Raw genomic sequence first — 12,102 nt, 5'->3', positions numbered from 1 at the left:
GTCGGAATCTCCTCATCCATATCCCGGAGAACAAACGAGGTCCATCATGCACTCTGTTGACGAATTCATATCCGCTCCTGCCCGCATATCCACCCCAGATGGCACGATCCCCCCGCATCAGCCATCGTGGAACAAACAGCGACCCTCGCACATGCCGGCCGGCCGCTACCAACCATATTTCACCGAGGTGGAACACATCACCCTGCCCGATCGAACCTGGCCGGACATGACCATCGACCACGCTCCCGTATGGTGTGCGGTGGATCTGCGCGACGGCAACCAGGCACTGATTGACCCCATGAGCCCCGAACGCAAACGCCGAATGTTCGAGCTGCTCGTCACCATGGGTTACAAAGAGATCGAAGTCGGCTTTCCCTCAGCATCGCAAACAGATTTTGATTTCGTACGCGACATCATCGAGAAGGACATGATCCCCGATGACGTCACCATCCAAGTATTAGTCCAAGCCCGAGAACACCTGATTCGACGCACATTCGAGGCATGCAAGGGCGCGAAAAACGTCATCGTCCACTTCTATAATTCAACGTCAATCCTGCAACGAAACGTCGTCTTCCGTAAAGACAAAGCAGGAATTAAAAAGATCGCAACAGACGCCGCGAAGCTGATTACGTCCATCGCTGCGGATTATCCAGGGACGACATGGCGGTGGGAGTACTCCCCCGAGTCGTTCACAGGTACCGAGGTGGGCTATGCGAAAGAGGTGTGCGATGCCGTCATCGACATCATGGACCCCACACCGGATAACCCAATGATTATTAACCTGCCCTCCACGGTGGAGATGACAACACCGAACGTGTACGCGGATTCCATCGAGTGGATGAACCGAAACCTCAACCGGCGGGATTCCATCATCTTATCCTTGCACCCCCACAACGACCGCGGCACCGGCGTTGCCACAGCCGAGCTGGGATTCATGGCTGGGGCAGACCGCATCGAAGGCTGCTTGTTCGGCAACGGTGAGCGCACCGGGAACGTGTGTTTGGTCACCCTGGGACTCAACATGCTGACCCAGGGGGTTGACCCACACATTGATTTCTCCGACATTGATCAGATTCGACGGACGGTTGAGTACTGCAACCAGCTGCGTGTCCCTGAGCGACACCCCTACGGTGGTGACCTCGTATTCACCGCATTCTCTGGTTCTCACCAGGATGCAATCAATAAAGGGTTGGAAGCAATGATGGACACAACAAAAGCATCCGAGAACACTAGTGAGCCCGCGCGGACCAAACCCGAACGCCACCAGATGATCTCCCAGGTGCCGTGGGAAGTACCATACCTGCCGATCGACCCGAAAGATGTTGGCCGCACCTATGAAGCCGTTATCCGTGTGAATTCCCAATCCGGTAAAGGTGGCGTGGCCTACATCATGAAGACTGACCACGGCATCACCATGCCACGCCCCATGCAAGTTGAGTTCTCCACAGTGGTTCAGTCCATCACCGATGCCGAGGGCGGGGAAATCAATTCCACAGCCATCTGGGACATTTTCGCTGGGGAATACGTAGACCGCGACACACCAATCGACATGATCAGCATCACCGTCGATGGTGGCCACAACGACGACCACGAGTCCACGGTGTCGGCACACCTCATCATCGATGGTGAAGAAAAAACGATAACGGGGCATGGCAACGGGCCGGTGGCTGCATATACAGATGCGTTGGAATCCGTGGGCATCAATGTCGAAGTCCAGGACTATTCGCAGCATTCGCGAACCTCCGGTGATGACGCCGAAGCCGCCGCCTACATCCTGGCCAACGTTGACGGAACCAAGGTGTGGGGTGTAGGCATCGCAGGATCAATCACCTACGCCTCACTGAAAGCTATCACCAGCGCAGCAAACCGGGCACACACAATCGCATAGACATCATGGCGGAGAGCACCACCGCGTGGAACCCCCAGGGATGCCACAGAGGCACCACATCCCCGCCTCGTGTTCCCCACGTGGGAACACGACAACTACCTGATCGATTTATTGTCGGCGTCGGAATTTTTATCCCCAAAAATTAACACCCACCCCGGCCCGAATACCGCAACCACAATGATCGATGTCAAAGGAATGGTGCCAGCATTCTGGAGAACCTCACGTTGAAATTGTTGGATAGAAATAAGAGCAAGTATCTTATTAATGCAAAATCCAATCAGCATCGCGGAACTCCACTTCAGAAAAAGATAAGCTCTACCCTCATCGACTGTGGAGCAGTCTTGGATACCACGTTTTCCTTTTTGTTCGTGGCACATAGTGCAGCCACTCTCTTATCACACCACGCAATCACACTGGGTCCAAGAATTAAACTAATACCCAAATACATACCAACAACACCTCGGCAGCACATCTGAAGTGATGTACACCCACAATACAATAGCACATCTGAAGTGAATTAAGAGGATAAATAAAGCAGCACACCTGATATAAAATAGGCATGTAGTCCCCAATAAAAACAGGCTAGACCACAACAAAAGATACCCCAGAAACAAAGAAAAACCTGCATATCCTTTGCTACTTAACAAAACCCTGTTACCATCGGGCCCACGCTCGAAATCAGGCCCTCCAACCAGGAAAAACAATAGGATCGGCCACTATACTCACACGGGGGAAGAATGAATGAGATATACATCAATCTCCATACCACAATCACTCTCACCCCTCACCAGAGCGTTATCCAAATTATCTAGATAACAACACCGAGAAAATAACTTTTCACCGCGTTGTTACAGTGTCACGCCGTCAACACCAGACGGCCCTGGAAACCCATTACATAGAAAACACACATCTGCTGCGGCACCTCACGAAGACAAACGATCGCAGCTATCGACCTACATAAGGAGGAGACACCATGTCCACTCTGAAGAAGCGAATTGCCCTGTCAATCCCCACCCTCGCACTAGCTGCCGCTGGTGTCGCAACCGGTGCCGCCGGAATCGCCACAGCAGCCGAGACAAAAGGAGATTGCCCCCACAAAACAGTGACAGCACCAAGCACACAGCCAGTTTCTGACACCTCACATTCCCCAGCCAAAAACCAGAACTCCTGGCAGGCCAACATCCTGAAGCAAACCAACGCTGTCCGCGCAAAAAACCATGTTGCACCCCTAAAGGTCAAAGCCAACGACAACGGGGCACAACGATGGGCCGAACACATGGCTAACACCGGAAAGTTCTACCACGACTCCCATGGAGTACAGACACAGTTCTTCGCAGAGAACATTTACCAGGGACCCGTTTCCCAAGCCGTTGACGCATGGGAGCATTCAAGCGGCCACTTCCAGAACATGGTTAACCCCAAATACCGCTACCTAGGTGTCGGAATCGCCAAAGGCCGCAACGGACAAACCTACGTTGTCCAACGCTTCTACTTCAAGTAAACACCCAACACCGACTCACAACAGTGGCTTCGCAGCACCCTCAACACTGCGAAGCCACCGGGCCAGACCACCGAGATGGAATGTTAGCTCCGTTTTGTATTGACAGCGTCAATAAACGCCTGACCATCATCACAATACAATTCAATCGCAGAGAGGTCAGACACCCCCTTATGTACATCCTGGGCAGCGACAGGGGGATCAATATCAATCCTGACATTAACCTCACTGAGCACCGGAACCCTAGCCACGCCATGCTCATTAATAACTAGATCCCCACCCGACCCAGGACGAGCAGGATATACCCGCACTAGATTCGCCCACGGAATTTCACACACAAACCTCGTCCCATTCCGAACCACAACACCATGCGCAGCCACAATATGTGGATTCATTTTAACGGAAAAATAAAATCCTAGAAGTAAAATATTCGCATAAACGCTAACAACAAAAAGAATAAGCCGCCACAGATCACTCGGAACAGCGAGGTGAACAACCACTATCTCAACAACACCAAGCCCCACAATACAATAAACAACACTCCTCAAACCCTTATAACCCGAATGCACCTCCCCCTCAATTGTCGACAACGAGCCACGACATATACCAATCACCGACCATAACGACTGAACCTCAGCAACCTGCAAAGAAAGAGCTTTCCGTGGAACACCGAAACGCTCCGCAGTCTCCGACAGAGATAACGCCCACGACCCCAGACGTCGCCTATCAGCAACCATCCCCCCATACAGCACACCTAACGCAGCAAGTGTTAACGACAAAGGACAAGCCAACCACACCCCCGACAACCCTCCCCCCAAAGCAACACACACCAGGAGAACATCGCCAAGCACACCCGCAACCAAAAGTGCGCGAAATATAATTTTCATTGAGCATCTTTCACAACAACAAAATGGCAGGAACCCCCACTATATACACAACAATTACTCACCCTCATGGGATTGCGAAACCTTCCCACCACCTATAAACCGATACCCCATTCCAGGCTCAGTAAGAAAATAACGAGGATGCGCCGGATCCACCTCAAGTTTTTGACGAACCTGCGAAAGATACACCCGCAGATAATTCGTCTCCTTCCCGTAATTCTCCCCCCACACAGCCTTCAACAAATCCGCCTTCCGCACCAACTGCCCAGCACGCCGCGCAAGATAAGCCACCACCCCCCACTCATGCGGAGTCACATGCACCGGCTCACCATCACGAAACACCTGTGCCTGAGCGAGATCAATACGCAACCGCCCATCCGCCGTACACACCACAGGCTTCGCCTCCCTCACAGGAGAACGACGCAACGCCGCACGCAACCGAGCAAGAAGCTCACCCATCGAAAAAGGCTTAGTTACATAATCATCCGCCCCACCATCAAGAGCATTAATCTTCCCCTCATGATCATGCCGAGCAGAAATAATCAGCACCGGCACCTCACTCCACGACCGCAACGACCGCAAAACACCAAGCCCACTAGCATCAGGAAGTCCCAAATCAAGAAGAATCGCGTGCGGCTGCCACTCACGCGCCAACCGCACAGCCTCCGCAGCGGTCGTCGCCACCGACACATCATAAGCTCGAGCACGCAAATGAATAAGCACCACACGAGCCAACGCAGTATCATCCTCCACCACCAGGACACGCAGATCTTTCATAACCATCACTTCTCCCGAGGCAGGCTCAAAGTCATCGTCGTTCCCCCACCCGGGGTATCACCCACGCGAATCGAACCATGCATAGCTTCAGTAAAACCATGCACAACAGCCAGACCAAGACCCAACCCATTACCACTATCACTACGATGAAGAAAAGGAGTGAACAACGAATCCCGCTGCTCAACAGGAATACCAGGACCATGATCAATCACCTGAAACTCCACCACACCACCCTGCGCACACGCTCTCACCACCACCGGAGCCGCCCCATGACTACACGCATTACTCATCAAATTAGCCAGACAACGCTGCAACAACCCATGATCCCCCAGCGCAGCCGGCACATCTGACGGAACCTCCACACTCACATCATCACGAAACTCCGGCTGCTCCTGCAACACCGCAGCCACCACCTCAGCCGGCTTCAACGGACGACGATGCACCGTAATACTCCCCGAATTCAAACGGCTCATATCCAAAAGATTGCCCACCACAATCTCCAAACGATCAGCAGACCCCTCAATACTCTCAATCAAAGCCGTCCGCATCGCATCCGACAAAGGAACATCATCAAGCAAAAGCCCCGACACCGCCGCCTTAATACTCGCCAACGGTGTACGCAAATCATGAGAAACAGCAGCCAACAACGCCGACCCCACACGATTACTCGTCGCCAACGCCGCCGCCGCACGACGAGCAGCATCAATTTCCTGATGATGCATCAACGCCGTAATACGCGCACCATGAGCCTCAATCATCGCAAGCTGCTCCGACGTAATACTGCGCCCAGCAACCATCAGACGCACCGACGGGCCAAGCTCCACATGCCCATCACGACCAGGATCCCACGTATCCCCCAACCCACGATCACACGTCGACTCCAACGTCACCCACTGATGACTACCAGGCGCACGACGCTGAATATCCACCCTATCCAAAGAAAACGTCTGCTTAATATGCCTCAACAAAGACGGTAGATCATCCCCCTCATGCAAAGCACCACGAGCAAGATCCCCCATAATGATCGCCTGATGCTGACGCCGCTGCGCCTGATGAGTACGACGCGCAGCAACATCCACCACCCACGCCACCGACACCGCCACCATCAGAAAAAAGACGATGCTAATAACCGACTCCGTCTTCGTAATCGTCAGCGTGTGCTCCGGCGTCGTAAAAAACCAGTTAATCAACATCGACCCCGACGCCACCGCAAACAACGCCGGACGCAACCCCCCAGCAAGCGCAGCAAACACCACAATCGTGAGATACCCCAGCAGCACCACCCCCAAATAATCCTGCCCAGGATTAAGACGAAGCAAACCAAACGTCACCACAGGCGGCACCACCGTCGCCAACACCCACCCCAACGCACGACGACCAGCACTCAAATAACTCGGCGTCCCCTGCGGCGACTCCACCGCCAACTCCCCGCCCTTCTCCTTCGGCGACGCCACAATATGCACATCCACCGTCCCCGCCTGATTAATAATCTGACGGCTCAACTGCGCACCACCCGACGACAACCACCGCGGCCGCAACCGATGCGGCCCCAGGCCAATCACCAACTGCGACGCCCCCTGAGCATGCGCAAAACCCAGCAACGTATCGGCAACATCATCACCAGAAATCACTCGCCACGTCCCACCCAAATCATCAGTAAGACGCTGCAAACGACGTAAATCCTCAGGAGGACACGGCGTCGGCGTATCCTCCACAGCCACATGCAACACCACTAATTCCCGATCCGCCACCCGCCCAGCAATACGCGCACCACGCCGCACCAACGCCTCAGACCCAGGCGCACCAGACACCCCCACCACCACACGCTCACGCGTCGGCACCGACGTACGCAAACCCTGCTCAGCGCAATATTGCGCCATACCCTCTTCAACTTTGTCCGCCAACCACAACAACGCCAACTCACGCAACGCCGTCAGATTGCCCAACCGAAAGTAATTATCCAACGCGCGCTGGGCAGCCTCAGCACGATACACCAGCCCCTGAGCCAAACGAACACGAAGAGTATCCGGCGACAAATCCACCAACTCAATCTGATCAGCCTCACGCAACACCCGGTCAGGAAGAGTCTCACGCTGACGCACCCCAGTAATGGCAAAAACCACATCATTAAGAGATTCCACATGCTGAATATTGAGCGTGCTCAGCACATTAATCCCCGCATCCAAAAGCCGGTGAACATCCTGCCACCGCTTAGCATCCGGAGCAGACTGGCCACCAACAACAGTGTGCGCAAGCTCATCAACCAGCACAGTATCGGGACGAGCATCAAGCACCGCCCCCACATCCAACTCCCCATACTGATTATCCGACAGCGACTCCCCCGACAGCCGCGGCAACACCTCCAACCCCTCCACCAAAGCAGCAGTTCGCACACGACCGTGATCCTCAACCACGCCCACCAACACATGCTGCCCCTGAGCAGCAAGCTCATGCGCCTCATGCAACATGGCACAGGTCTTGCCAACACCGGGAGCAAACCCCAGATAAATCTTGAGTTTCCCCCTGGGAGAGGGCTCTGCCGCGGTCACCAAACCTCCTTAGTGAGAACCAATATCCTGAGCCACAGCAGCATTGAGCGTCGTCACATTCACAAGATCACCACTCTGCTGACTATGAACGACAAGATCATGCAACCGCGCCTCAGAAATACCAGTGTGCCGGGATACCCGCGGCACCTGCACCTCAGCATATTCCCGCGAAATATGCGGGTCTACCCCTGAACCACTCGCAGCAAGAGCCTCGGCCGGAACCTTCCCAGGCGACAAAGACTCACGCATAGCCACCTCCCGACGACGCTTCTCCACCTCCGTGCGGAACGCAGGATCATCCGGCGACGCATTCGACGCCTGCCCCTCACCTGCACTCGGACGGGGGAAGAACCACGAATCATCACCCTCCCTCGGCTGCTGCGCCAACAACGAGGAACCACGATGATGCCCCGCAGAATCAGACATCACAGACCCACCTGCCTGATGAGGCAGCGCTACCGCCCCAATACCCACCATGCACAAGGGATACACCAGCCCCACAATCACAGTGAACACCCCGAGGGACACACCACCGGCACGGACAGCGTGCCGCACCCGAGACGGAAACAAGGACATCATGAGAACAAACCTCCGGGAAGAGCAGTGAGTAGAAGGTCAATCGCCTTAATCCCCAAGAAGGGAACAATCACACCTCCCACGCCATAAATCATGAGGTTCCGACGAAGCAACGCCGCCGCAGCACGCGGACGATACGCCACCCCCCGCAACGCCAACGGAATTAACCCCACAATCACCACAGCATTGAAAATCACAGCCGCCGCAATAGCGCTCTGCGGACTATGCAACCGCATCACATTGAGCACCTGCAGACCAGGAAAAACGGACGTAAACATCGCCGGGATGATCGCGAAGTACTTCGCCACATCGTTAGCGATAGAAAATGTCGTCAACGCACCACGAGTAATCAGCAACTGCTTACCAATATGAACAATGTCGATCAGCTTCGTCGGATCACTATCCAAGTCGATCATATTGCCAGCCTCTTTCGCCGCCGACGTCCCCGTGTTCATAGCAACACCCACATCAGCCTGCGACAAAGCAGGAGCATCATTGGTGCCATCACCAGTCATCGCCACCAAATGACCCGACGCCTGCTCCTGACGAATCAACGCCAACTTATCCTCCGGCGTCGCCTCCGCCAACACATCGTCCACACCAGCCTCAGCAGCGATCGCACGAGCCGTCAACTTATTATCACCCGTCACCATCACAGTACGGATACCCATACGACGTAACTGCGCAAAACGCTCCGACATGCCCGGCTTCACCACATCCTTAAGGTGAATCACACCTAACAACTCACCAGAGGTCGCATCACCAGTAGCCGGATCACACCCAAGACGCGCAACAACCAACGCAGTACCACCCGACGCACTAATATCCTCCACGGTCTTACTCACGATCGCAGGGATCGCACCACCGAGTTGTGCAACACGATCACACATCTCACTAGCCGCACCTTTAACAATGCGCTCACGCGAACTCACCTGCACACCACTCATACGGGTCTGCGCCGTGAACGGAATAAAAGTGAGATCAGGGTAATCACTGGGATCAATAGCCGTAGCAAAAGAATTCGCCAACTCCACCACAGAACGCCCCTCCGGAGTCTCATCCGCCAAGGACGACAACTGGCAAGCCTTGGTAAACTCCGCCGCCGGCGTACCACCCACCGGGACAAGATCCACAGCACGCCGATCACCGACCGTAATCGTGCCCGTCTTATCCAGCAAAAGCGTCGACACATCACCAGCGGCCTCCACCGCCCGACCAGACATGGCAAGAACATTGTGCTCAACCAAGCGATCCATACCCGCAATACCAATCGCGGACAACAACGCACCAATAGTGGTCGGAATAAGACACACCATCAACGCCACCAATACCACAGGAGATTGAGCTGACCCCTGGAAAGCAGCGATCGGCGCCAATGTCAGCACCACCAAGACGAAAATAATGGTGAGAACCGTCAACAGGGTGCCCAAGGCCAACTCATTTGGAGTCTTTTGCCGCTTCGACCCCTCCACCAGGCTAATCATGCGATCCATAAAACCCTGACCTGGCTCATTACTGATCTGCACAACAATCCTGTCAGAGAGCACAGTAGTACCACCGGTCACAGCACAGCGATCACCACCAGACTCCCTAATCACCGGAGCTGATTCCCCCGTAATGGCAGACTCATCAACACTGGCAGCACCAGCGACCACATCACCATCAGCAGGGATCACTTCACCCGCCAACACCACCACATGGTCACCCTTATGCAAGCTCTCCGAGCCCACACTTTCCATACCACTCGAGCCATCCATCGAAAGAGCCTCACTAGGAGGAATATCAGCACTAACTCGGCGGGCAACAAGGTCCCCCTGGGACGACCGCAATGACGCCGCCTGTGCCTTACCCTTACCCTCCGCGACAGCCTCAGCAAGCACACCAAAAAACACCGTGACCCATAGCCACGCGGACAGGAAGAATGTAAAGAAACTCGGGTGAACAATCCCAATAATGAGAGTAAAAGCCGCACCCACCTCAACAAGGAAAAGCACGGGAACGCGAACAAGGGAACGCGGGTCAAGTTTACGCGCAGCTAAAGGAAGCGCAGAAAGAAACGATGTGATGGTCATAGAGAAAAGGCCTCCGCGAATGGGCCGAGAACGAGAATGGGCAAGAAGGTGAGCGCACCAACAATCAACGCAACACCCACAACAAGCCCCACAAACAACGGACGGTGTGTCGGCATCGTACCCACCGTCGCCTCGCGCGGTGCCTGCATCGCAAGCGATCCAGCAAGCGCGAGAACCATGATGATGGGAAGGAAACGACCCAACACCATGGCGCAACCCAAGGCAATGTTGAACCACGGGGTATTGGCATTCAAGCCAGCAAAAGCAGAACCATTGTTATTGGCCGCGCTAGCAAACGCATACACCAACTCAGTCAACGCATGCGGAGAATCCGTCACCGTCGACAGGCTATCCCGCGTGGCTGGAAGCACCACCGAGATCGCCACCCCACACAGCACGAGGGCAGGCATAACCAGCAAGTACAAGCAGACTTTGATGATCTGATGCACACCAATACGTTTGCCCAAGTATTCCGGCGTACGACCCACCATCAGGCCCGCCAGGAACACCGTGAGTACAGCGACAATCAACATGCCATACAAACCCGAACCCACACCACCAGGGGAAATCTCGCCCAGCAGCATATTCAGCAACAGGACGCCACCGCCCAGCGGGCTATAACTGGAATGGAAAGAATCCACCGCACCTGTCGAGGTCATGGTTGTCGCCACCGCAAAAAATGCCGACGATATGGGCCCGAAACGCATCTCCCGCCCCTCCAAGGCATTAGATGGGCCATTCCCATGGCTAGCAGACCCCATGCCACCGTCGAAAGCGAGCACAGCTGCGAGGGACGCGAAGAACAACACACTCATGGCGCCGAGCAACGCCCACCCCTGCCGGCGATCTCCCACCATCAGACCAAATGTGCGGGTCAGTGACACGGGGATAAGCAGAATGAGGAAAATCTCCAGCATGTTCGACCACGCAGTGGGGTTCTCAAACGGGTGCGCCGAGTTCGCGCCGAAGAACCCACCACCATTAGTACCCAATTCCTTAATGGCCTCCTGAGATGCCACCGGGCCACCCGGAATCGACTGCTGACCACCCGTGAACGTCGTGACAGTACTCGCTGGATGCAGATTCTCAATCACACCCTGAGACAGCAACACCAGCGCCGCCACAGCCGCAATGGGAAGAAGAATCCGGAACACGCAGCGGGTGAGATCCACCCAGAAATTACCGAGGCACCCCTGCTTATCACGAGCAGCGAACCCACGAATAAGAGCCACCGCCACGCTGATGCCCACCGCTGCAGAAAGAAAGTTCTGCACCGCCAAGCCCATCATCTGGGTGAGTGGACTCATTGTGGACTCACCAGAATACGACTGCCAGTTCGTATTAGTAACAAACGATGCTGCGGTATTCCACGCCTGATCCGGGGACACTGCACGCATCCCCTGAGACAAAGGCAACACTGACTGAAGCCTCTGCAACAGATAAAGAAGCACCAGACTCAACACGGAAAAGACCACAACATCCACCGTGTAACGCCGCCACCGCTGCGTTGAATCAGGATCAATACCCATCAGCCGATACACCACACGCTCCACACGCGTATGGTGCGGACTACTGAAAACATGCGCCATGTACCCACCCATCGGCAGATAACACACAGCCAAAGCACCAAGCACCACACCAAGAGGCACCCACGCAAACAAAGAAGAGGAATGTGTAGCTCCCGAGGCAACAACGAGCGCGGCAGGAGAAGCGACGATCATGCGAAGTCCTCCGGGCGCAACAGGGCCACCATGAGGTACACCAGAGACATAATCCCCACAACCAGCCCAGCGAGACTATCCCACGTCATAGGGAATCCACCCCCTTCACCGCCAAGAGCAGGCAAAAGAAGATCACG

10 protein-coding genes are annotated in these 12,102 nt (G+C 54.9%); 2 read left to right on the top strand and 8 right to left on the bottom strand.

The genetic code is table 11. The features are described 5' to 3' along the window. Nucleotides 1-46 precede the first annotated feature (46 nt). Complete coding sequence (gene leuA, locus V5S80_RS08725) at nucleotides 47-1,888, top strand: 2-isopropylmalate synthase (RefSeq protein WP_395170385.1); 1,842 nt, start codon at nucleotides 47-49, stop codon at nucleotides 1,886-1,888. 95 nt (nucleotides 1,889-1,983) lie between these two features. Here the strand turns inward: leuA and V5S80_RS08720 are convergent, their stop codons facing one another. After that, nucleotides 1,984-2,172 (bottom strand): hypothetical protein, encoded by a 189-nt coding sequence (locus tag V5S80_RS08720; protein WP_395170384.1) that lies wholly within the window; start codon nucleotides 2,170-2,172, stop codon nucleotides 1,984-1,986. A gap of 689 nt (nucleotides 2,173-2,861) precedes the next feature. On the opposite strand from V5S80_RS08720, the gene V5S80_RS08715 reads away from it, so the two are divergent. Further along, nucleotides 2,862-3,389 carry a CAP domain-containing protein gene (locus V5S80_RS08715; RefSeq protein ID WP_395170383.1) on the top strand — a complete coding sequence of 176 codons (528 nt, stop codon included), beginning with the start codon at nucleotides 2,862-2,864 and terminating at the stop codon, nucleotides 3,387-3,389. Between the two features lie 83 nt (nucleotides 3,390-3,472). Here V5S80_RS08715 and V5S80_RS08710 read toward each other — a convergent pair whose 3' ends face one another. The 7 genes from V5S80_RS08710 to V5S80_RS08680 are packed head-to-tail and all read right to left on the bottom strand — an operon-like array spanning nucleotide 3,473 to nucleotide 12,054. Then, nucleotides 3,473-4,273 (bottom strand): hypothetical protein, encoded by an 801-nt coding sequence (locus tag V5S80_RS08710; RefSeq protein ID WP_395170382.1) that lies wholly within the window; start codon nucleotides 4,271-4,273, stop codon nucleotides 3,473-3,475. Between the two features lie 54 nt (nucleotides 4,274-4,327). Continuing rightward, nucleotides 4,328-5,047 (bottom strand): response regulator, encoded by a 720-nt coding sequence (locus V5S80_RS08705; protein WP_395170381.1) that lies wholly within the window; start codon nucleotides 5,045-5,047, stop codon nucleotides 4,328-4,330. Nucleotides 5,048-5,052: 5 nt separating this feature from the next. After that, on the bottom strand, nucleotides 5,053-7,596 hold the full coding sequence (locus V5S80_RS08700) for an ATP-binding protein (protein WP_395170380.1): 2,544 nt from the start codon (nucleotides 7,594-7,596) through the stop codon (nucleotides 5,053-5,055). A 9-nt stretch (nucleotides 7,597-7,605) separates the two neighbouring features. Next, the gene (locus tag V5S80_RS08695) at nucleotides 7,606-8,175 is read right to left on the bottom strand and encodes a potassium-transporting ATPase subunit C (protein ID WP_395170379.1); all 570 of its coding nucleotides are present in this window, start codon (nucleotides 8,173-8,175) and stop codon (nucleotides 7,606-7,608) included. Beyond that, on the bottom strand, nucleotides 8,172-10,244 hold the full coding sequence (kdpB, locus tag V5S80_RS08690; protein WP_395170378.1) for a potassium-transporting ATPase subunit KdpB: 2,073 nt from the start codon (nucleotides 10,242-10,244) through the stop codon (nucleotides 8,172-8,174). Before kdpB ends, V5S80_RS08695 begins: the two co-directional genes overlap by 4 nt. Beyond that, nucleotides 10,241-11,965, bottom strand: coding sequence for a potassium-transporting ATPase subunit KdpA (kdpA, locus tag V5S80_RS08685; protein ID WP_395170377.1), 1,725 nt, complete (start codon nucleotides 11,963-11,965; stop codon nucleotides 10,241-10,243). The genes kdpB and kdpA overlap by 4 nt, the downstream gene beginning before the upstream one ends. Then, nucleotides 11,962-12,054 carry a potassium-transporting ATPase subunit F gene (locus V5S80_RS08680; RefSeq protein ID WP_395170376.1) on the bottom strand — a complete coding sequence of 31 codons (93 nt, stop codon included), beginning with the start codon at nucleotides 12,052-12,054 and terminating at the stop codon, nucleotides 11,962-11,964. The genes kdpA and V5S80_RS08680 overlap by 4 nt, the downstream gene beginning before the upstream one ends. Nucleotides 12,055-12,102: the final 48 nt, after the last annotated feature.

The sequence above is a fragment of the Corynebacterium sp. PCR 32 genome (assembly GCF_037464985.1).
Classification (GTDB): Bacteria; Actinomycetota; Actinomycetes; order Mycobacteriales; family Mycobacteriaceae; genus Corynebacterium; species Corynebacterium kroppenstedtii_D.
The sequence above is the reverse complement of the archived record's forward strand: the minus strand, read 5'-3'. Positions and strand labels throughout refer to the sequence as shown.